Below are 21,925 nucleotides of genomic sequence, written 5' to 3'. Positions count from 1 at the left end.
CTGTTCGAGGGCACCGGTGCCCGCATCATCGACCTGCCCACCTACCCCTTCCAACGCCGGCGTTACTGGCTTGAGTCGCGTCCTTCTGCGGCGGTGACCGAGTCCGCCGGAGCATCAGGAATCGAGAGATGGCGTTACCACGTGGCGTGGAAGAGTCTGTCGCTGTCGGAGTCGGCCCGTCTGGACGGCCGGTGGCTGCTCGTCGTGCCCGAGGACCTGGACGCGGACGGCATACGGATCGCACACGACGTCCAGCAAGCCCTCACCACCCACGGCGCCACCGTCTCCTGTCTCACGGTCGACGTGACGGCGACGGACCGCGCCGACCTGGCGGCGCGGCTCACCACCACCGCGGCCGAAGAGCAGGAACCCCTCGTGGGAATCCTTTCCCTCCTGGGCACCGATGAGCGGCAGCACCCGGATCATCCGGGCGTCGACCGCGCCACGGCAGGCACGATGCTGCTCGCGCAGGCGTGCGCGGATCTGGACGTGGCCCGGGGCGTGGATCCGAGGCTGTGGGTCGTGACCCGTGGGGCGGTCGCGGTGTCTCCCGCCGAGCGCCCGTCCTCAGTCGGCGCCCAGGTCTGGGGCCTGGGCCGCTGTGCGGCGCTCGAACTCCCCAGTCGGTGGGGCGGGATGGTGGACCTTCCCCGGGCGGCGCGGGATGCCGGACGACAAGAGCGGCAGCTCGTGCGTGTGCTGTCGGAGACCTGTGCCGAGGACCAGGTGGCGCTGCGCGCGTCGGGCGCGTACGGCCGCAGGCTGCTGCCAGCCTCCAGCCCTTCCGCATCCGTTCGCCGGGCCGCGAAGGGCGGCTACCAGCCGCGTGGCACGGTTCTGGTGACCGGTGGAACCGGATCTCTCGGAGGCCATCTGGCGCGGTGGCTGGCCCGCAACGGCGCCGAGCACATCATTCTGGCCGGGCGGCGGGGCGAGGGCGCACCGGGAGCCGCGGAACTGTCAGCGGAGCTCAAGGAGCTGGGCGCAGAGGTGACCGTCGCAGCCTGCGACGTGGTGGACCGGGACGCGTTGCGGGACTTGCTGGACGCCCTGCCGGCCGGGCAGCCGCTGTCGGCGGTGTTCCACGCTGCCGGTGTCCCGCACTCGGCGCCGCTGGCCGAGACGGATGTGGCGGGGCTCGCCGCCGTACTCTCGGGCAAGGTCGTCGGGGCGCGGCATCTGCACGACCTGACCAGGGAGAAGGAGCTGGACGCGTTCGTGCTCTACGCGTCGGGCGCCGGCGTGTGGGGGAGTGGCGGGCAGAGCGCATACGGAGCCGCCAACGCCGCACTGGACGCGCTGGCAGAACAGCGCCGGGCGGAGGGACTGACCGCCACATCGGTCTCCTGGGGCCTGTGGGGCGGCGGAGGCATGGCGGGCGAACAGGGCGAGGAATTCCTCACCGCCCTCGGTCTCCGGGCGATGGAGCCCGAGTCGGCAGTCGCCGCCCTGGGCGAGGCCCTGGACCGAGGAGACACCTGCGTGAGCGTGGCCGACGTCGAATGGTCCCGGTTCGCACAGTCGTTCACCGCTTTCCGGCCCAGCCCGCTGATCGGAGAGCTGCCCGGCGTGCGTACCGCGCCGACCGGACCGGCAGGCGGCCCGTCGGAGGACATCTCGGGCGGCGCACGGCCCGGCGGGGCAGCCGACCAGGGCGTGCTGGCACGGCTCGCCCGGGCCACGGGCGACGACCGGCGGGAGATCCTGCTCGATCTCGTGCGCCGACACGCCGCCGCCGTACTCGGTCACCCGGGGCCGCAGCACATCGAGTCCGACGCCGGGTTCCGGACGCTGGGGTTCAGCTCGGTCACCGCCGTGGAACTGGCGAACAAGCTCGGTGTGGCCGTGGGCACCAAGATCCCCGCCACCTTCGCGTTCGACCACCCCAACGCCCGTGCCGCGGCAGCCCGCCTCGACGTCCTGCTGGCGGTGCCGAGCGACGAGGCTGCGCAGGAGGCGGAGATCCGGCAGGCATTGCAGAACGTGCCGCTGGCCCGGCTGCGGGCCGCGGGCCTCCTCGACGGTCTGCTCGAACTCGCCGGACTGGAAGCGGAGTCCGGCGGCTGGGCCGGCCTGCCGGGCGACGAACCGCACCGCCGCGCGGCCACGCCGGACGAGGAGTCCGCCCTGGCGGAAGTCGACGGTCTGGACGCCGAAGCGCTGGTCGACCTCGTCCTCAACCAGTCCGACTCCTGACCGCTGCGGGCGGCGCCGGGGCGCGCCGTGCCGTCGCCGGTTTCGGTCGCACGAACCACACAGACCTGACCGGGTCACGGCCCGGAGCTCAGTAAGGAGACCACTCATGGCTCTGTCCCAAGAGAAGGTGCTAGAGGCACTGCGCACCTCCGTCAAGGACGCCGAACGGCTGCGCAAGCGCAACCGCGAACTCCTCGCGGCCCGTCACGAGCCCATCGCGATCGTCGGCATGGCCTGCCGCTATCCCGGCGGGGTCCGTTCGCCCGAGGACCTCTGGGAACTCGTCGTGTCGGGGACGGACGCGGTGGGTCCCTTCCCCGGGGACCGGGGTTGGGACGTGGAGCGGATCTACGACCTGGACCCGTCGGTCCCGGGCACGACCTACTGCCGCGAGGGCGGATTCCTCTATGACGCGGGAGACTTCGACGCGGCGTTCTTCGGGATAGGACCGCGCGAGGCCACCGTGATGGACCCGCAGCAGCGCCAGCTGATGGAGGCGTCCTGGGAAGCCCTGGAGCAGGCCCGGCTGGACCCGCGCGCGCTGCGCGGCAGCCAGGGCGGTGTGTTCGTCGGCGCGGCGAACCAGGGCTACGTGCCGGGCGACGCGGCCGCGTCGGGACGTCTGCCGGAGGGGTCCGAAGGCTACCTGCTCACCGGCAATGCGGACGCGGTCCTGTCGGGCCGGATCAGCTACTTCCTGGGCCTGGAAGGCCCGTCCATGACCGTCGAGACGGCCTGCTCCTCCTCACTGGTGGCACTGCACCTGGCGGTGCAGGCGCTGCGCCGCGAGGAGTGCGAGTTCGCCCTGGCCGGCGGAGTCGCCGTGCTGGCCAACCCGGCCGCGTACGTGGAGTTCGCCCGGCAGCGTGGGCTCGCTCCGGACGGGCGCTGCAAGGCGTTCGACGACGCGGCGGACGGCACGGGCTGGGCCGAGGGCGTCGGCGTCCTGGTGGTGGAGAGGCTGTCGGACGCGGTACGCAAGGGGCATCGGGTCCTCGCCGTCGTGCGGGGTACGGCGGTGAACCAGGACGGTGCCAGCAGCGGCCTGTCCGTGCCCAATGGGCCCTCGCAGCAGCGAGTCATTCGCCGTGCGCTGGCCGACGCACAGCTCGGCGCCGGACAGATCGACGCGGTGGAGGCGCACGGCACCGGTACCCGGCTCGGCGACCCCATCGAGGCGCAGGCGCTGCTGGACACCTACGGTGAGGACAGGAGCCCCGAACGTCCCCTGTGGGTCGGTTCGTTGAAGTCGAACTTCGGTCACGCACAGGCGGCAGCCGGAGTGGGCGGCGTCATCAAGACGGTGATGGCGCTGCGGCACGGTGTGCTTCCCCGCACCCTCCATGTGGCCAGCCCGACGCGCCACGTCGACTGGGGCGACGGGCAAGTGCGGCTGCTGACAGAGACCGTGCCCTGGCAGCGGACCGGTGCTCCCCGGCGGGCCGGAGTCTCGGCCTTCGGCGTGAGCGGCACCAACGGTCACGTCATCCTCGAAGAGGCGCCGCCCGCGCAGCTCGAAGAGGGGTCACCGGCCGTGGCGGGACGGCTGGCCCTGGTCCCGTGGACGCTGTCCGGCCGGACGGGGCCGGCGCTGCGGCAGCAGGCCGCGCGCCTGGCGGCACACCTGGAACAGCACCCGGACCTCGATCCGCTGGACGTCGGGTTCTCGCTCGCCACGACCCGCACCCACTTCGAGCACCGGACCGTGCTGCTCGCGGACGCCTCCGTCGAGGGCGGATCCCGTGCCGACGTGCTCGGGGCGTTGAAGGCGATGGCGGAAGACCGCGACCCGGGCGGGGTGGTGCGGGACACCGCGCAGGGCGAAGGGCGTACCGCCTTCCTGTTCAGCGGGCAGGGCAGCCAGCGCCCCGGCATGGCGCGGCAGTTGTACACCCAGTACCCGGCGTTCGCACAGGAACTGGACGCGGTCGCGAAGCATCTGGACGCTCATCTGGACCGGCCGTTGTCGACGGTGATGTTCGCGCAGGCCGGTTCGCCGGAGGCCGCGCTGCTCGACGGCACGCAATACGCCCAGGCGGCCCTGTTCGCCGTACAGGTCGCGTTGTTCCGGCTCTTCGAAGGCTGGGGCCTGCGCCCCGACGTGTTGCTGGGTCACTCCGTGGGCGAGCTGGCCGCTGCCCACGTGGCCGGGGTGTTCGGGCTGGCGGACGCCTGCGCACTGGTCGCCGCCCGCGGTCGGCTCATGCAGGAGCTGCCGACCGGCGGCGCGATGCTCTCGGTCCGTGCCGCCGAGCACGAGGTGCGGGACCTGATCGCCGGGCAGGAGGACCGCATCGCGGTGGCGGCCGTCAACGGGCCCCGCTCCATCATCGTCTCCGGGGACGAGGACGCCGTCTCGGCGCTCGCCGAGGAGCTGACCGAATACGGCGTGCGGGTCAAGCGCCTGAACGTCAGCCACGCCTTCCACTCCCCACGCCTGGACTCCATGCTGGAAGCGTTCCGCCGGGTCGCGGACGCGGTGGAGTACCGCGAGCCGACGCTCGACGTGATCAGCGGCCTGACCGGCCGCGCGGCCGAGGCCGGGGAACTCACCGCCGCCGACTACTGGCTCCGGCAGGCGAGGGAGACCGTCCGGTTCCACGAGGGGGTGCGCGCCGCTCGCGCGCGTGGCGTGAGCACCTTCGTGGAGCTGGGGCCGGACGGCGTGCTCTGCGGCCTGGCCCTGGAGATCCTGGAGGAGGAGACGGCCGGGGACACAGCCACCGAGGCGCCCGGCCGGGCGCGGGCCGCGCTGGTGTCCGCGATGCGTCGGGACCGACCGGAGGGCAGTACCCTCCTGACGGCGCTCGCCACGGCCTACGCGCGCGGCGCGGAGGTGGACTGGTCCCGGTTCTACGCCGGCACCGGTGCCCGCCACGCCACACTGCCCACCTACGCCTTCCAGCGTCAGCGGTTCTGGCTGGAGGCGGCGGCCCCCATGCCCGCGGGGCCCGCCGGGCCGGTCGCGTCCGCGGTGGGCGGGACGGCCGGACTGGCCGACGCGGAGGGGGCCACCGATCCGGCGACCCGGCCCGCGCTGAGTGCTCAGGACCTGCTCGTGCTGGTGCGGACACAAGCGGCGGCCGCACTCGGCCACGCCGAATTGGAGGACGTACCGGCCGACACCCCCTTCGGCGACATCGGTTTCGACTCGCTCGCCGCCATCGAACTGGGCGTCGCCCTGACCGGCGCCACCGGGCTGGAAGTGCCGTCCTCCCTCGTCCTCGAACACCCCACCCCCAGAGAGCTGGCCGGGCACCTGGCAGCCGCCCTGAAGGCCGCCGACAGCGACGGCACGCCTGCCAAAGGCCCGGACACGGCCGGTGAGAGCAGCCTGGTGGCGATGTACCGGCGGGCCGTGCGGCTCGGCCGGGCCGAGCCGTTCATCGGCACACTCGCCGAACTGGCCGCTTTCCGGCCCGTCTTCCCCGCCGATCACGTCCTCGCGGACGGAGAAATCCTCGGGCAGGCGGCCGCCGCATGGCAGTCGGCTCCGGTGCGCCTGGCCACCGCGGACGGTGCGGGACCGGAGCTGATCTGCTGCGCGGGCACGGCGGTGGCGTCGGGTCCGGAGGAGTTCGCCGCACTGGCCGCGGCCCTGGAGAACCGGCTGACCGTGTCGGCGCTGCGCCAGCCCGGCTTCCGCGCGGACGAGTTGCTGCCCGGCTCCCTGGACGGGCTGCTCGACGCGCAGGCGGACGCGGTGCTGCGGCACACCGGTGATAGGCCCTACGCCCTCCTCGGCCACTCGGCGGGCGGGGCGCTGGCACACGCGCTGACCTGCCGACTGGAGGAGCGCGGCGCGGGTCCCACGGCGCTGATCCTGGCGGACGTCTATCTCCCCAGCTCGCCGGGGGCGATGGGGGTGTGGCGCAACGAGATGCTCGACTGGGTCATGCAGCGTTCCGTGGTGTCCATCGACGACTCCCGGCTGACGGCGATGGGCGCCTACAACCAGATGCTCCTAGAGTGGGCACCGAGGCCCACGAAGGCGCCGGTACTGTTCCTGCGTGCGACGGAGCCGGTGGGGCAGTGGTCCGGGGAACCGGAGAGCTGGCGGGCACACTGGGACGGCGGCGACCACACCGCCGTCGACGTGCCGGGCACCCATCTGACGCTGATGACCGAGCACGCCCGCCGCCTCGCGGCGACCGTCCACAGCTGGCTCGACACCCTGTGAACGACCCGGGGGGAACTTCGCCGGGCGCCGGACGGCTGCTTCCCCCGTCTTCCCCACACCGCGACACCTTGGAGGACTCCCGTGACAACGCAATGGACCACCCCGTCCGCACTCGGCCGCAGACTTCAACGAACCTACGTAGGGCACTGGTTCGCAGGAACGCAGGGAGACCCCTACGCGCTGATCCTGCGCGCACAGCGGGACGACACCACCCCCTACGAGGAGGAGGTCCGCGCACGCGGACCGGTGTTCCACAGCAAGGTGCTTGACACCTGGGTGATCGCGGATGGCGCTCTCGCCCGGTCCGTCCTGACCGACGCCCGCTTCGGAGCGCTGACCCGCGTGGGAGGACGGCACCGCGCGGAACTTCTCCCGCCGGCAGGCCCCGAGATCGGTCCGGCCCGCGCACGGGAGCACGGCGGCGTGCCGGCCGACGCCGAGCCGGCGATGTCGACGCAGGACGAGGTGGCCGTGGAGGCCCTCGCCGAGCAGGTGTCACGCACCCTCCTGGGCGGGCTCGGCGCCGACTTCGACCTCGTTGCCGACTTCGCGCGACGCCTGCCGGCACAGGTCCTGGCGGAATTCCTCGGGCTGCCCGCAGCGGGGCGCAGCCGGTTCGAGGAGCTGCTGGCCGGCTGTACCCGCAGCCTCGACAGCCGGCTCTGCCCGCAGACTCTCGACATCACACGGACCGGCCTGGGAGCAGCGGCCGACCTCCGAGAACTGCTCGCGCGCCACCTCGGCGAGGGCGGACCACGGTCCGCTCAGGCGGCTCTCGCTCTGGCAGTCGATGTGGCCGCACCCGCCGGTGCGCTCATCTGCAACGCGTTCGAGGCGCTGGGCAGCTCTCCCGGGCAGTGGGACGCCCTCTGCCAGAACCCGGAGAAGGCCGACGCCGTCATAGCGGAGACCTGGTGGCGACAGCCGCCGGTGCGGGTGGAGAGCAGGATCGCGCAGGAGGACGTCGAACTGGCCGGAGTGCCAATCCCCACGGACGGGCATGTGGCGATCCTCGTCGTCGCCGCCCAGCGCGACCCGGCGGTCACCCCAGCCCCGACGGAGAACGGCACCGGCGCCCCCGAACAGGGCGACGGCGTCGGCGTCCCCCTGGGGCTCCTCGGCGATGCGCACTCCACCTCTGCCGCCCGGGCGGTCCGCGCCCTCTCCCGCGGTGCGCTGCGGGTGCTCGCGCAGGAGGCACCGGGCCTGCGACCGAGCGGGACCGCGGTGCGCCTCAGGCGGGCACCCGTCACGCTCGGCCACGCCCGCTTCCCCGTCGCCCGGACGGGCTTTGGGGCACTGACCGACGCGGGTGCGGCATGAGCACCCGCGACGAACACCGACTGCCGAACGGGGAGACGAGCCGATGCGAGTCTTGATGACGTCGATTGCCCACAACACGCACTACTATCACCTGGTGCCGCTGGCCTGGGCCCTGAAAGCCGCAGGCCACGAGGTGCGAGTGGCCAGCCAGCCCCGCATCACCGACATCATCACCGGGTCCGGGCTCACCGCCGTGCCGGTCGGTGACGACAAAGACATGATGGAGCTGTTCGCCGAGATCGGCGGAGACATCACCCCGTATCAGGAGGGACTGGACTTCGCCGAAGAGCAGCCCGAGGCGCGGTCCTGGGAACATCTGCTCGGTCAACAGACCGTTCTGACCTCGCTGTGCTTCGCGCCGCTCAACGGCGACTCCACGATGGACGACATCGTCGCGCTGGCCCGCTCCTGGCAGCCGGACCTGGTGATCTGGGAAACCTTCACCTATGCGGGAGCGGTCGCCGCCCATGCCGTGGGCGCGGCGCACGCCCGCATCCTGTGGGGTCCCGATGTCATTGGTCAGGCCCGGGAAGCATTCTTGGATGCCAAGGCACAGCAGGCTCCCGAACACCGGGAGGACCCGATGGCCGAGTGGCTCGGCTGGACCCTGGAGAGGCTGGGCCTCCCGGCCGTCGGAGACGGGCTGGAGGAGTTGCTGAACGGCCAGTGGGTCATCGACCCGGGACCGGAGAGCGTCCGGCTCGACCTTCGCGAGCCGATCCTGCCCATGCGCTTCGTTCCCTACAACGGCCCTGCCGTCGTACCCGGCTGGCTGTCCGAGAAGCCGAAGCGACCGCGCATCTGCCTTACCCAGGGAGTGTCGGGGCGCGAAACCCACGGCAAGGACAGCGTCCGCTTCCAGGACCTGCTCACGGCGCTGGGCGACCTCGACATCGAGATCATCGCCACGCTGGACAGCACCCAGCGGGAGAACCTGACGCAGGTCCCCGACAACGTCCGGATCGTCGACTTCGTCTCGATGGACGTGCTGCTGCCGAGTTGCGCCGCGATCATCCACCACGGTGGCGCCGGCACCGCGGCGACAGCCCTCCTGCACGGCGTTCCGCAGATCGTCATCGGAGCGCACTGGGACGTTCCGGTCAGGGCCCGGCAGATCGACGACCTGGGCGCCGGTATCTTCATCCGGCCCGAGGACCTGGACGCGCTCACACTGCGCGCGGCGATTCAGCGAGTGCTTACCGAGCCTTCCCTCCAGCAGGTCGCAGACCGGCTGCGGGCCGAGATGCGGTCCAACCCCACCCCTGCGGAGACCGTCCCCGTGCTGGAGCGGCTCGCCGAGAGCCACCGGCAGTCCCCCTGACCACCCGGCCGGTACACGGTGCGGGCCCGCATGCCGGGGCACGCACGCCGTCGCCGGCGGTCGTCGGATCGCCGTCCGGTCGTCTCCCGTAATCAACGGATGGAGCAGAACAGCACATGGAGTTCGAAGGTCAGGTAGCGCTCGTGACGGGGGCCGGCAGGGGGATCGGCCGTGCGACGGTCGTCCGGCTGGCGGAAGCCGGATGCGACATCGCGCTCAACTACCACAGCTCGAAGTCACAAGCTGAGGAAGCCGCCGAGCACATCGCCGCACTCGGCCGCAAGGTCGAACTGTTCCCCGGCGACATCTCCCGCCCCGAGACCGCACGGCAGCTGGTGGCCGCGGTGCACCAGAAGTTCGACCGGATCGACATTCTGGTGAACAACGCGGGTATAGCGCGGGACAAGCTTCTGCTGACCATGGAGGCGGACGACATCCACCAGGTCATCGCCACCAACCTCGTCGGCCCGATGTTCCTTACCCAGGCCGTCGCACTCACCATGCTGCGTCAGCGTTCCGGACGCATCGTCAACATCACCTCCGCGGCCGCGAGCAAGCCGGGAAAGGGCCAGGCCAACTACGCCGCGTCCAAGGGCGGTCTGGAGGCGTTCACCAAGGCCATGGCGGTGGAACTCGGATCCCGTGGAATCCTCGTCAACGCGGTCGCCCCCGGCATCGTCAAGACCGATCTGACCGAGGTGCTTCGCGACGGGGCGCAGCCGGAACTCCTGGCCCGGCAGGTGATCGGGTCCTTCGCCGAGCCTGAGGCGGTGGCGGAGGCAGTGGCCTACCTGGCGAGCCCCCGCAACACGCACACGACGGGCACGGTCCTCACCGTCGACGGCGGCCTCAAGATGGTGTGAGCGCCACCGGACATCGGACTGCCGCCCTGGCGACGGCCCGGACGGCGGATGGGGAGAGCACGCTGCGCAGGCGCGAGATGGTGGTGAACATCGACTCCCGTTCTGCCGGGCGCATGAGCATGCGGGCCGGGGCCTGGCCTTGTCGAGGCCCTGTGTAAGGGCGTTACACCGGACGGGACGGTGACGTCAGGTCCCGTCCGGCGGCGACGCGGACCGTGGGAGGCCGGGCAGGGAGTACGTGAGGCCGATGACGGTCCGGGGCTGTTCGGTTCGGCCACTACGGCACCGGCGACCTGGAGCTGACGCTCCAGACCGATCGGGACCTGGAACGCGCCGCCGACTACTTCCGGCAGAGCTACGCGCTGGCGTGACAGCCCGGTGCCCGGGGCCGGGCCGGGGGTGGTCCCGGAGGGGATCGGAGCGGGATGGCCGACTTGGTTCGTGCCGGTGCCTCTCGACGGTTCGGGCAGGGATGGCGGTGGATTTCCAATGATCCGGCGATTCCCCGGTTCGGCTGACCGGGGATCCGCTGCAATCTTCCGCCGGGCCCAGCGGCCGGAATGGGCTGGGGAGTCCGCCTCGTGGTGCTTCGGGCGCGCTATGGTCTCATCGGAGGCCCTGCGTCATCCCCCGTACGCGGGGCCTCCCCTCAGCGTCACCCAACCGCGGGCCGCGACGCCGAGGCGGAGCGCGGAAAGTCAGCGCTCGTGGTGGGGAAGGTCGTCTTCGCGGACGGCGAGGTACGTCTCCGCCGTCGCGGCTTCGAGGAGCCCGGGGTCATCGTCGAGGTCGAGGCGCGGGTCGTTCTGGGTGTGCAGCAGTTCTCGCCAGGGGCGGTTTCTGCCGTCCTCGAAGGCCTCACGGACCCGGGGCTCGATCCGGGCCCGCTGCTCGTCTTGCTGCTCCCGGAAGACCCGCCGCTGGGTGTGACGCCGACGCTCTTCCGCTTCCTCGCTGACGGGCTCATCGGCCCGCACGTCCTCGGCGCGCATGCCGGGGGTTCGCTCCGCGATCAGCTGGTCCTCGCGGTAAAGTTGAGCGCAGGCGGCGAAGAGCTGCCGGGACATGCCCAGGCGCAGTTCGGTTCCGGGAACGCGGTAGGTCAGGAAGTCGTCGAGGCCGAGAGCCCGGGCGTACTCCCGGCGGCCGGGCTGGGCCTCGTCGGCGAATTCGGCACGGACATCGCCGCGCATAGCGTGGGCATCCACGTCGCGCTCCAGGGGCGTGGTGACGACGCAGGGATTTCGGCGGCGGCTTGTGCGGTCGGCGGGCAAGGCCACAGTCTTCAGTCGGGAGGGTTGGGCGCCACTGAGCGCGAGGTACACCAGCATCTGGGCGCGTGCTGTGCCCATGAGGGCGTCGTCGCTGTCGCCGAGGTGGTCTTCAGGGCGGGGAGCGTGGGTGTCGACGTGCGGGTCATGCGCGGGCTCCTGTTCACGGGTGATCCGGTTGAGAGCAGCGCCGAGGGGAGTGCCTTGCGGCTGTCTCTTCGGGCTTGGCGGCCATTCAACTCGCGGTGATCGGGCGGGGGTACCGTGTGATCGAGGGCAACCGGTATATCGGGTATACGGGCAGGTGCTTCATGGCCACACGCACACCGAACGACCGGCTCCGGGACATGGTCGCCGAATCCGCCTTGACATACGAGGCGGTCGCCAAGGCCGTAAGAGCTCATGACAGGATCTTGCTGAGATGCCCTGGCCAGCCGTGACTGGTGTGACGATTCGGCCGTTCGTGGTGGTGTGGGTACTCGGCCGTGGATCGTGGATGACCACTTGTGGGCGCTGATCGAGCCGCTGCTGCCGCCCTGGCCGGCGAGGTCGCCAGGGCCGCGGCCGGTAGCTGACCGGCTGTGCCTGCAAGGCATCTTGTACGTGCTCTGCAACGACATCGCGTGGCAACTTCTGCCGCCTGAGCTGGGGTTCGGTTCGGGGCAGACCTGCTGGCGGCGCCTGGAGCGGTGGCAGCAGGCCGGGGTCTTCGACCAGCTGCACCGCGTCCTGCTCGCCGAGCTGAACACGGCCGGCCGCCTCGACTGGTCCAGGGCATGCGTGGACGGCTCCCACATCCGGGCGAAAAAGGGGGTGCCGACACCGGTCCGTCGCCGGTCGACCGGCGGAAGACGGACAGCAAGCACCATCTGATCTGCGACGGACGCGGTACCCCGCTCAAAGTCATCACGACCGCGGCGAACGTCAACGACGTCACGCAGACCCTCGCCCTGGTCGACGGCATCCCACCCGTGGCAGGTCGTCCCGGCCGGCCCCGCCGACGTCCGGAGGCTTTGCTCGGGGACAAGGGCTACGACTCCAACCCCAACCGCGATGAACTGCGTAAACGCCGGATCCTGCCCGTCATCTCCCGCAAAGGAGCCCCGAACATCAAGGGCATGGGCAAGCTCCGCTACGTGGTGGAGCAGACCTTCGCCCTGCTCCACCAGTTCAAACGACTCGCCGTCCGATGGGAACGCCGCACCGAGCTTCACGACGCGTTCGTCTCCCTCGCCTGCAGCCTCATCCCCACGTACGGACGGCACGGGTTGGTAGAGAAGCCGCCGGAACGTTCGAACAGCAGGGACAGTCATGCTTTTCCAATCCAGGCTCGTACGCCTTCCTATGGAGCGGCGGCGGCCCTGATCTAGTGGTGGCAGCCTGGCGGGTTCCGAGAGGACGCCTACCTGCAGCCAGGTCGCTGAGACCTCATATGAGATCGCGCGCGCTCGGCGCCTCCCTGGCCGCCACCACGTTGTGGACGTTGATGTTCGTCGGTGCTGGACGTACGCCTGCCCCACTCAAGGCATGAATGCCTCCATGGAGATCGGCGCCGTCCAGGACCGTCGAACGTCAACACCCGCCCCTTGATCACTCGTTGGTGTTGGTGGTGCGAGCCCGCACCACGGTGACCTCTCGACAGGCCCGAGCCGATTCGAGCTCCCGCTAAAGACCGAGGCCCGTGGGGTGAGCTGGTTCCATGAACGGCTACTGAGGTGGCGGACCGGCCTTTGCGCCGAGTCCTGGGATTAGGTCGCCGCGTGGTTCCGCATGAGCTCGTGACCAGCACAAATAGCACTGTGGGGAGGAACATCTTGATCTACTGCGGCATCGACTGGGCCGAGCGGACACACGACGTCGCCCTGGTCGACACCCACCGGCCTCTGCCCAACGACAGCGACCTCGGCCGGGCCGTGGCCGTCCTCGCCCGCGCTCAGCAGGACTCACTCTGGAACCGCCAGCAGCTGTCCAACCAGCTCCGGTCACTACTGCGGGAGTACTATCCGGCCGCCTTGACGGCCTTCGAGCCTTGGCGCAACGGTCTGTGCCGGCCCGAGGACCGAGAACTCCTGAAGACAGCCCCGACACCAGCCCGCGCCGCGCGGCTGACTCGCACTCAGTTGGGGGCCGCGCTCAAGCGGGCCGGCCGCAAACGGAACATCACGGCCGAGGCCGAGCGGCTCCAAGACACCTTCCGCGACGACTGCGCCCACCAGCCGCCGCTGGTCGAGGACGCGCTGGGCAAGCAGATGCTGGCCCTTCTGGTCCAGTTGGAGGCCGCCTGCACCGCCACCGACAACCTCGCCGAGGCGGTCGAACAGGCCCTCCCCCAGCACCCGGACGCTGAGATCATCCTTGGTTTCCCCGGCCTCGGCGTTCAGCTCGGCGCCCGGGTGCTCGCCGAGATTGGAGACGACAAGACCCGCTTCGCCGACGCCCGCGGCCTGAAGGCATACGCCGGCGCTTCACCCATCACCAGGGCCTCCGGCAAGGCCTTTCCAACAGTCCTCGCCGCGGCTGCTCAACGCGTTGAGCGCCTGAGGTGTCTCATCTGCTGGCGACGCCTCAACAAGCCCGACGCATGATCGTGTTACGAGCTCTAAGATCCACACTGGTGGGGGGCCTGCGGCCCAAGAATTGCTGGGCACACCAGAACGAAGCGGTGACGCGCCTCAGATGATTCCGGTACTCCGACCACCTCCGCCCCGAATCCGCACACCTGCTGCTGTCCTTGTCGAACTGCTCCCGCTGACCCGGCCCAGGCCCTCGGACACGTGAGATCGCACAGCCGAGCAGTGGGCACCGCTCTGCGTGTCGAGAAACAGCAGGCGGTAGCCCTGACCGGATGAGTTCTCATACCACGCGATGGTGGTCCCGATGAGACTGGCGGCGACGATCCGTCTGATGCCTGACGGGGCCTTCGGGGCGGTTCGGGGGGAGACCATGTGCATCACTTCCAGGGGTCTGCGGGGACGTCTGGTGTGGGCACAACGTAGAAGTCCACAGGTCACGGCATATGTGGCAGGCCATCACAATCAACCACATGAGTGCCCGCATCCCCGGCCTCGGACGCGTCGGGATCTGGGCGGAGGGGCTCCCCCGGACGGTTTCTGGTCGGCCTGCGGGACAGCCGCCCCAGCCTGGCCGAGGACATCCGCGGCCACCACTTCGCCCCGCCCCTGGCCACCAATGCGCTCCTGTCTCGACACGCTGGACACCGCCCCGTGCGGGCCACCCGGAACGGCTGCCTCGCGGCGGCTTGGCCGCGGCCTCGCGGTCGCACGCGTCGGCTAGGCCGTCGACGGCGGCGGGACATGGCCGGACGCAACTGACGGATCACCCTGCCGGTGACCGACACTTTCCAGTACGAGCCGTCACGGACGTCAGTTGAACCGATGGAAGAAGAGGATCGCACCATGGTCGAGCAGGACGATCGATTCGATGTCGTCGTACTCGGAGCCGGGCCCGGGGGCTATGTCGCCGCCGTCCGTGCCGCCCAACTGGGCAAGCGTGTCGCCGTCGTGGAGGAGAGGTACTGGGGAGGTGTCTGCCTGAACGTGGGCTGCATCCCGACCAAGGCCCTGCTGCGCAACGCGGAACTGGCCCACATCTTCACCCATGAGGCGAAGACCTTCGGCATCAAGGTCGAGGGAGAGGTCACCTTCGACTACGGCGAGGCCTTCCGGCGCAGCCGCACGGTCGCCGACGGCCGGGTCAAGGGGGTCCACTACCTGATGAAGAAGAACAAGATCACCGAGGTGGACGGCCGCGGCACCTTCCTCGACCCGCACACCCTCCAGGTCACCGGTTACGACGGCAACACCCGCACCATCGGGTTCGACCAGTGCATCATCGCCACCGGCGCGACCCCCAAACTGCTGCCCGGTACCAAGCGCAGCGCGCGCGTGGTGACCTTCGAGGAGCAGATCCTCGCTGATGACCTCCCGCAGTCCATCGTCATCGCCGGGGCGGGTGCCATCGGCATCGAGTTCGCCTACGTACTGCACAACTATGGTGTGAAGGTTACGATCGTCGAGTTCCTGGACCGTGTCGCCCCGCTGGAAGACGCCGAGGTCTCCGCCGAACTCGCCCGCCAGTACCGAAAGCTGGGCATCGAGGTCCTCACCTCCACTCGGGTCGACGCCATCGACGAGTCCGGGCACCAGGTCCGCGTCTCTGTCACCGGGAAGGACGGCACGCCGAAGGTCCTGGAGGCCGACAAGGTCCTCCAGGCGATCGGCTTCGCGCCGAACGTCACCGGGTACGGCCTGGAGCAGACGGGCGTGCGCGTAACCGACCGCGGCGCGATCGAGGTCGACGGCCGCTGCCGCACCTCCGTCCCGCACATCTACGCCATCGGTGACGTGACCGCGAAGCTCATGCTCGCCCACACCGCCGAGGCCATGGGTGTGATCGCGGCCGAGACGATCGCCGATGCCGAGACCATGGAACTCGACTACGCGATGATCCCTCGCGCCACCTACTGCCAGCCGCAGATCGCGAGCTTCGGCTACACCGAGGCCCAGGCCCGTGAGCTCGGCTACGACGTCAAGGTCGCCAAGTTCCCCTTCAGCGCCAACGGCAAGTCCCATGGCCTCGGCGACACGACCGGATTCGTGAAGCTGATCAGCGATGCCAAGTACGGCGAGCTGATCGGCGGCCACCTCATCGGCCCCGATGTCACCGAACTGCTTCCCGAACTGACTCTGGCCCAGCAATGGGATCTCACCGTCCACGAGGTGGCCCGCAACGTCCACGCCCACCCGACCCTGGGCGAGGCCGTCAAGGAGGCCGTGCACGGCCTGGCCGGCCACATGATCAACATGTGAGCCTCCCGCGGCGTGCCGGCACCGCAGACGACCGCACCGGCACGCTGCGGCCATGGCTGTTGCTCACTGGGAAGAGGATCGGACGGGATGACGTAAGTGTCCGTGGACTCCAATTCTTTGCCCAGCGCGGTGATCCTGCGGTTCGTCTCCTCCGTGCGCTCGTAGGTGCTCATGGCCAGCGCGTCCACGCTGTGGCGCGGTTCGGCGAGAGCCCGGTACCCTTCCTCGGTCTTCTCCTCCAGGGCGCGTGTCCCGGCCTCGGCCCGGTTCAGCCTGGTCTGGAGCTCTACTGGTCGGCAGGACCGCCGTAGCGGCCGCCCCGCGACCTTCCACCGCGACTTCGCCATGATGCCCATTCCGTGTGTCCCGCGTAGGGCCCTAACGATCACCAAGGCCTCGCTACGAACAGCCGGAACTCGGGCGGCATGCGCCGAGAGCACGGTATGAGCCTGGCCCTGCCTGCGGCCGGGCACCTCCAACGGCAAGCGGGACACGGGTCCGTCGTCCGTAGACGGTCACGCAGCGTGGACGGGCCCTGACGGCGGCGCGCGGTCGGGACTCCTCGTCGAGGCGTAGCCGTCCGGGGCCTATCGCCCCGCGCTGGGGTGGCGCCAACTCGGCAGCTCTCGGGTGCTTGGTGTACAGAGCGTGATGAAACCGTGTTGGAGATGCACTTGGCGGAGACGCCGTTGTGGTGTCGGGAGGGATGACGCGCGGCCCACTTCGGATCCCGTGCTGGTTCGGTGCTGGTTCAGGCGTCCCCTGTGATGGAACCCCGCAGATGGTAGCTCTGATCCGATGAGTTGTCGTACCACTCGATGGTGGTCCCGACGAGGCTGGCGGCGACGATCCGCCGGATGCCGGATGGGGTCTGCGGGACGGTTCCGGGGGAGGCCATGTGCACCACTTCCAGGGTGTCTGCGAGGACGTCGGGAGTGGCCACAACGGAGAAGTCCCCAGCTCACCGGCATGTGTGGCGCGTCATCACAATCGGGCCCCGCAGGGTGTGTCCTACCACCACACCACCGGAACGGGTACAGGCCCATGGGCGCCGGCTCGCCGCCGGCGTGCTGCTCCTCGCCCTCGCGTCCGCCCTGGGGTACCACCCCACGGTGCTCGCCGTCCTGCCTGCGTGGCGATCATCGGAGAGGGCCAGGAGAATGAAGGGACTGCCGACGACCGCGCAGGCAACGAGGCTGAGCGGGGACCCCGAGCCGGACATACCGTCCGTGGCAACGGGTGGCAGTGGGAACTCAGGTGATCGCAGATGTGCCGATGGCTCGCGTACTCGGGGACCCCCATGCTGCTCGACACCATCCTGTACAAACCGGCCCACTCGCTGATCGATCAGAGCCTGCACTCCAAGCTCGGTGTGGAAACGACGAACGGCGACGGCTTCGGCATCGGCTGGTACACGCAGGACAACGATTCTCCGGCGCTCCTCCGGGACGTCGGCCCCGCCTGGAACAACCGCAACCTGCGGGAGATGGCCGACCATGTCCGCTCCCCGCTGTTCTTCGCCCACATCCGTGCGTCGACCGGCACGGCAGTGCAGCAGTCGAACTGCCACCCGTTCCGTCACGGCCGGTGGATGTTCATGCACAACGGCGCCATCGCCGGCTTCCACCTCCTGCGCCGGGACCTCACCCTGCTCGTCGACCCCGCCCTGTACGCCGACATCGAGGGGACCACGGACTCCGAGGTGATGTTCTTCCTGGCCCTCACCTTCGGTCTGGAACAGGACCCGCCGACCGCCGTGGCCAGGATGGCGGGAGTGGTGGAGCGCGCGGCCGGCGATCACGGGGTCGAGGCCCCGCTCCAGATGACGCTCGCCATCACCGACGGCGAGCGCCTGTGGGCCTTCCGTTACTCCAGCGGGCACACGTCCCGGTCGCTGTTCTACAGCAGCCGGGTGGACGCGCTGCGCAGACTGCACCCCGATGTCGCGTTCCTGCGGGACGTCTCGGAGGAGACCCGCCTCGTCGTCTCCGAACCCCTGGGCGACCTGCCCGGCGCGTGGAACGAAGTACCGGAGAGCAGCTACGGCGTGGTGCAGCCCGGGGCGGACGAGCTGTATCCCTTCGCTCCGCAACCGGCGTGACCCGGCGACCGGTGCGCACGGGCCGGTGATGGCCCGGGTCCGTCGAAATTCTTCAGACCAGGCACGACCCCCACCGACAGGAGACCGGCGATGAACGGCGCGATGCTCGATCTGGCAGTGGACTACCCGCTCCTGAACATGTTCTGGACCATGATGCTGTGCTTCCTCTGGGTGCTGTGGTTCATGCTCCTCTTCCGCGTCGTCGGCGACATCTTCCGGGACGACGAAATGAACGGCTGGGGAAAGGCGGGATGGACCGCCTTCGTCATCCTGCTGCCCTACCTGGGCGTGTTCGTCTACCTGATCGCGCGGGGCCGGGGCATGGGCGAACGCGAGCTGAAGAGGGCCCGGCAGCACGAGCAGGCGTTCCGCTCCTACGTGCAGGAGAGTGCCGGCGTCAGGAGCGCCGCCGACGAGCTGTCCCGGCTGGCGGAGCTCAAGGACCGCGGGGACCTCACGGCAGCCGAGTACGAGCACGCCAAGACCAAGGTCCTCGTCTCGTGAGCAGTAGGAGCGCAACGTCACAGCGTCGAGGGATCCGCAGGCGTGCGGAGCCAGCGCGCGGGGAGCGGTTCGTGGGCCACCACGTACCCCACGGCGATGGCGAGGGTGACGACGACGAAGAACATGATGAGCCAGGACAGCAGGACGAACACCGAACCCAGGCTGCCGAACTGCTGCATGCTGCGGTCGACGGCATGGGGCATGTACACCCTCGACGCGATCGTCAGCAGTTGCTCCCCGACGCCGGCCATCGCCGCACCGGGCAGCAGCGGCAGCCAGGGGACGCGGGCGCCGAGCAGCAGGTGCTGCGTCCACCACCACAGCAGTGTTCCGCTGACCGCGGCGAGGGTGAACCCGGTGGCGCGGCCGGTGCCGAAGGCCGTCTGCACCAGCCCCTGGAACAGCAGGGCGACCAGCCAGACGGCGAGCCAGGCCAGCCACCGCCAGGCGGCGACCCGGGCCTTGGACTTGGGCAGGTGCCAGGAGCGCTCGCACGTCTTCTGCAGGGCGCGGCTGCATGCGGTCGCCGACAGCAGCGTCACCACGACTCCCACCCCGCCCGTGCTCGCGGCAGCGGTGAGATCGTCGGCTGCGTACACCGAACGCACCTGGTCCAGCGCGGCGTCATGGAGCCCCAACGTCGTCCGGATGGACGAGACGAGATGTTCCTGGAGCCAGTCGGGAGCGAGGGCCGCGATGACGAAGACGGCCGGAACCGCGCCGAGAAAGGCCTGGGCCGCCAGCCTGGTCGCGCAATCCAGGACCCTCACGGCTCCGAACTGCTCAAGGAGCCGGCTCAGGAGCGGGGTGTGCTTGCGCATCCAGCGGGGGACGGTGCGCAGGCGGTGTCCCGCCTCCGGTCCAGGCACGGTGAGACTCCTCGGGGCGCGGTGTCCGGCCGCCACGACGGCCCTTCCCCGAGAACAATGACGGAATTGCCCGTATCCGGCATTTCGCCACCCGGTCTCACCGCTCCCGTGATTGCATCGTGAACCGGCGTTGCATCCGCAGGGACCGTTGAGGAGGCTGGATGACCGGCTCGACCGGTGTTCCCGCACGCTCCGGAGCCGCCGCACGGCGTCAGCGGGGTGCGCTGTTCCCCCGGCCCGCGCGCGCCGTGCGCAGGGACCTGTCCCAGCTCCTCTGCGCGGTCGTCGGACTGGCGCTGGGACTGCTGGTCCCGATGCTGTCGGTGGGTCCGCAGGTGGAAGCCGGACGCGTGACGACCCTCCTGTTCAGCATCGGGTTCGGTGTCATCGGCCTGGTGAGCATCATCTACTCGATGCTCTTCCTGGTCGTGCAGTTCTCCGCCGGCACCTTCACCCCCCGCCTCGGCCTCTTCCGGGACGAGCCCATCGTCTGGCGCGCGTTCGCCTTCACCGTCGGGGTGTTCGTCTTCAGCATCACCGCGGGGCTGGCGATCGGCACGAGGAAGAACGCCTCGGCCCTCGTCCCCTTCCTTGCCATGCTGCTCACACTGGTCGCGCTCGCCTTCATGCGGACGCTCCAGATGAGGGCGTTCAGCTCCATCCAGCTCGCCCATTCGCTGACCGCGATCGCCACCCGCGCGCACCAGCTGTTCGATGCGCTGTACGTACGGCCGTACGATCCGGGCAGGTCCCCCGCGGTACCTCCGGCGACGATCGGCGGCACCACCGTCCGCTGGTCGGGACCGGCGGCGGTGGTCCAGCAGATGGACGTGGGCGCACTGGCCGACATGGCGAAGGCACGCCACTGCTCCATCGCCTTCCGCGTCGCCCCGGGACTCACCGTGTCGCCGGGCACGGTGCTCGCCGAAGTGACGGGTGGTGCCCTCTCCGAACAGATGCTGCGGGATTCCATGGTGACGGGCGTGGAGCGCACCTTCGACCAGGACCCGCAGCTGCCGTTCCGGCTGCTGGTCGACATCGCGCTACGGGCCCTCTCCCCGGCCGTCAACGATCCGGCCACGGCGGTGGACTGCATGGACCGCCTGGAAGACCTGCTGGCACGCCTCGCCGGCCGGGACCTGGACATCGGGTACTTCCCGGACGAGGAAGGCGAGTTGCGGGTGTCGGTCCCGGTGCCCGACTGGGATCAATACGTCCGAACGGCCGTCGACGACCTCGTCTTCGCCGCGGTCTCCTCCCCGATGGCACTGCGCGGCATGCGCACGCTGCTGACCAGGCTGGTGGAACGGAGTCCGGGCGAGCGTCACGGAGTCCTGCGGGACCGGCTGGAGTGGGTCGAACGCACGGGGTGCGACACCTATCCGTTGATCTGGGCAGCCCCTGACGCCGTATAGGCGCCCGGTACGGAACGGGCCCCGCCCGGGAGCCCGTCACGAGTCGCTCGCGGCTCCGGTGCGGGCCGGCCGCATGCGAGGGCGAAACCCCACGTTTTGCGTCGGCCACAGGGGCGCGCAACGATGGACCGACGAGCCTCGCCGCCGCTATGCCCGCCGCGAGGTCCTTGCGATTCGGGGTGCGTGGCCATGGTGCTCGACCTGTTCGTCATCGGCCTGGTCATCACGCTCTACCCGCTGCCCATCACGGCGTTCGTACTGGTGCTCGCCGCGCCCGGGGGCGTGCGCAAGGGACTGGCCTTCATCACCGCCTGGCTCGCCTGCCTCGTCGTCGTGATCGCCATCGTGCTCCTGCTCACGGGCGGGGAGCCGCCCGAGCCCCGTTCGCCGCCTTCCACCGCCGCACTGGCGGCCAAGCTGGCCATCGGCACCGGGCTGGTCCTGTACGGCGAGCACCGGCGCCGCCGACGGCGCATCGCAGCTGCCACCCCGTCATCTGCGGGGTCGGATTCCGCCGGGACGTCGCTGACATCCCGGATGGACCAGGTCTCCGGCTGGTCGGCGGCCACGCTCGCCGTGCTCCTTCAGCCCTGGGGCATGGTCGGTGCCGGAGCCGCCACGGTCATCGAGGCGGACCTCTCCCATCGTGGTGCGTACCTGGCTCTGCCGGCCTTCTGCGTACTCGCGACGTCCAGCCTCCTGGCCATGGAGCTGTACATGGTGTTCGCGCCCGAGAAGGCCGCGCTCGCGCTGATGGACCTCCGTGCGTGGCTGTCAAGACGCAAGGACCAGGCCATTGTGATCACCTGCCTCCTCCTCGGACTGTGGCTCGTGAGCCGGAGCCTCTACGACCTCACGCGCTGAGCCGGAGGCCCGCAGCGCCCAGGAGTCCAGAAGTGCGGGTCGATCGCACGGGTGCTGCAATGGCGGGAGGACCCTGCCCGCCAAGGGAGGCGCGGGAGTCGCCCAGTGGTGTGCGAGGAGTAGTCATGAGTGACGAGTTCGAGGACACGGGGCAGGCCGATACCGGGCCGATCGGCGATCCGGGAGGCC

The 21,925-nt window shown here is 70.1% G+C and carries 13 protein-coding genes and 2 pseudogenes; 12 read left to right on the top strand and 3 right to left on the bottom strand.

Going from position 1 to position 21,925, the window contains the following annotated elements; all coding sequences use genetic code 11:
- From AC0693_RS17030 to AC0693_RS17010, 5 genes are all read left to right on the top strand, one after another.
- A partial coding sequence (locus AC0693_RS17030) for a beta-ketoacyl reductase (RefSeq protein ID WP_478802233.1) occupies positions 1–2,196 on the top strand: 2,196 nt, incomplete at its 5' end.
- A gap of 106 nt (positions 2,197–2,302) precedes the next feature.
- Positions 2,303–6,376 carry a type I polyketide synthase gene (locus AC0693_RS17025; RefSeq protein ID WP_478802232.1) on the top strand — a complete coding sequence of 1,358 codons (4,074 nt, stop codon included), beginning with the start codon at positions 2,303–2,305 and terminating at the stop codon, positions 6,374–6,376.
- A gap of 81 nt (positions 6,377–6,457) precedes the next feature.
- Entirely contained in the window at positions 6,458–7,699 is a 1,242-nt protein-coding gene (locus tag AC0693_RS17020) for a cytochrome P450 family protein (protein WP_478802231.1), read from the top strand.
- Positions 7,700–7,742: 43 nt separating this feature from the next.
- Positions 7,743–9,020 (top strand): activator-dependent family glycosyltransferase, encoded by a 1,278-nt coding sequence (locus AC0693_RS17015; RefSeq protein WP_478802230.1) that lies wholly within the window; start codon positions 7,743–7,745, stop codon positions 9,018–9,020.
- 116 nt (positions 9,021–9,136) lie between these two features.
- Entirely contained in the window at positions 9,137–9,883 is a 747-nt protein-coding gene (locus AC0693_RS17010; protein WP_478802229.1) for a 3-oxoacyl-ACP reductase family protein, read from the top strand.
- 698 nt (positions 9,884–10,581) lie between these two features.
- On the opposite strand, the gene AC0693_RS17005 is transcribed toward AC0693_RS17010, so the two are convergent.
- Positions 10,582–11,091 carry a hypothetical protein gene (locus AC0693_RS17005; RefSeq protein WP_478802228.1) on the bottom strand — a complete coding sequence of 170 codons (510 nt, stop codon included), beginning with the start codon at positions 11,089–11,091 and terminating at the stop codon, positions 10,582–10,584.
- Between the two features lie 534 nt (positions 11,092–11,625).
- Here AC0693_RS17005 and AC0693_RS17000 point away from each other — a divergent pair.
- The 3 genes and pseudogenes from AC0693_RS17000 to lpdA form a co-directional block, all read left to right on the top strand.
- Positions 11,626–12,401 (top strand): annotated as a pseudogene (locus AC0693_RS17000) (IS5 family transposase); the annotation flags it as partial.
- Positions 12,402–13,028: 627 nt separating this feature from the next.
- Positions 13,029–13,646, top strand: a pseudogene (locus AC0693_RS16995) (transposase); the annotation flags it as partial.
- A gap of 924 nt (positions 13,647–14,570) precedes the next feature.
- Positions 14,571–15,983 carry a dihydrolipoyl dehydrogenase gene (gene lpdA, locus AC0693_RS16990; RefSeq protein ID WP_478802255.1) on the top strand — a complete coding sequence of 471 codons (1,413 nt, stop codon included), beginning with the start codon at positions 14,571–14,573 and terminating at the stop codon, positions 15,981–15,983.
- A 751-nt stretch (positions 15,984–16,734) separates the two neighbouring features.
- Here the strand turns inward: lpdA and AC0693_RS16985 are convergent.
- Entirely contained in the window at positions 16,735–16,926 is a 192-nt protein-coding gene (locus tag AC0693_RS16985) for a hypothetical protein (protein WP_478802256.1), read from the bottom strand.
- A gap of 324 nt (positions 16,927–17,250) precedes the next feature.
- Here AC0693_RS16985 and AC0693_RS16980 point away from each other — a divergent pair, with 324 nt between their 5' ends.
- Positions 17,251–18,084, top strand: coding sequence for a class II glutamine amidotransferase (locus tag AC0693_RS16980; RefSeq protein ID WP_356407183.1), 834 nt, complete (start codon positions 17,251–17,253; stop codon positions 18,082–18,084).
- A 90-nt stretch (positions 18,085–18,174) separates the two neighbouring features.
- The gene (locus AC0693_RS16975) at positions 18,175–18,588 is read left to right on the top strand and encodes an SHOCT domain-containing protein (protein WP_356407180.1); all 414 of its coding nucleotides are present in this window, start codon (positions 18,175–18,177) and stop codon (positions 18,586–18,588) included.
- Positions 18,589–18,605: 17 nt separating this feature from the next.
- Here AC0693_RS16975 and AC0693_RS16970 read toward each other — a convergent pair whose 3' ends face one another.
- On the bottom strand, positions 18,606–19,457 hold the full coding sequence (locus AC0693_RS16970; RefSeq protein ID WP_469316313.1) for a YhjD/YihY/BrkB family envelope integrity protein: 852 nt from the start codon (positions 19,455–19,457) through the stop codon (positions 18,606–18,608).
- Between the two features lie 161 nt (positions 19,458–19,618).
- Between AC0693_RS16970 and AC0693_RS16965 the strand changes: the two genes are divergently transcribed.
- Positions 19,619–20,872: a DUF2254 family protein gene (locus AC0693_RS16965; RefSeq protein ID WP_478802227.1), complete on the top strand. Its 1,254-nt coding sequence runs from the start codon at positions 19,619–19,621 to the stop codon at positions 20,870–20,872.
- A 189-nt stretch (positions 20,873–21,061) separates the two neighbouring features.
- The gene (locus AC0693_RS16960; protein ID WP_469316315.1) at positions 21,062–21,736 is read left to right on the top strand and encodes a GAP family protein; all 675 of its coding nucleotides are present in this window, start codon (positions 21,062–21,064) and stop codon (positions 21,734–21,736) included.
- Positions 21,737–21,925 lie beyond the last annotated feature (189 nt).

The organism is Streptomyces sp. NPDC043876 (assembly GCF_056435825.1).
The sequence above is the reverse complement of the archived record's forward strand: the minus strand, read 5'-3'. Positions and strand labels throughout refer to the sequence as shown.

Coding starts and splice junctions, on each gene's coding strand:
- AC0693_RS17025 (WP_478802232.1), top strand. CDS start 2,303: ATGGCTCTGTCCCAAGAGAAGGTGCTAGAGGCACTGCGCACCTCCGTC.
- AC0693_RS17015 (WP_478802230.1), top strand. CDS start 7,743: ATGCGAGTCTTGATGACGTCGATTGCCCACAACACGCACTACTATCAC.
- AC0693_RS17010 (WP_478802229.1), top strand. CDS start 9,137: ATGGAGTTCGAAGGTCAGGTAGCGCTCGTGACGGGGGCCGGCAGGGGG.
- lpdA (WP_478802255.1), top strand. CDS start 14,571: ATGGTCGAGCAGGACGATCGATTCGATGTCGTCGTACTCGGAGCCGGG.
- AC0693_RS16980 (WP_356407183.1), top strand. CDS start 17,251: ATGTGCCGATGGCTCGCGTACTCGGGGACCCCCATGCTGCTCGACACC.
- AC0693_RS16975 (WP_356407180.1), top strand. CDS start 18,175: ATGAACGGCGCGATGCTCGATCTGGCAGTGGACTACCCGCTCCTGAAC.
- AC0693_RS16965 (WP_478802227.1), top strand. CDS start 19,619: ATGACCGGCTCGACCGGTGTTCCCGCACGCTCCGGAGCCGCCGCACGG.
- AC0693_RS16960 (WP_469316315.1), top strand. CDS start 21,062: ATGGTGCTCGACCTGTTCGTCATCGGCCTGGTCATCACGCTCTACCCG.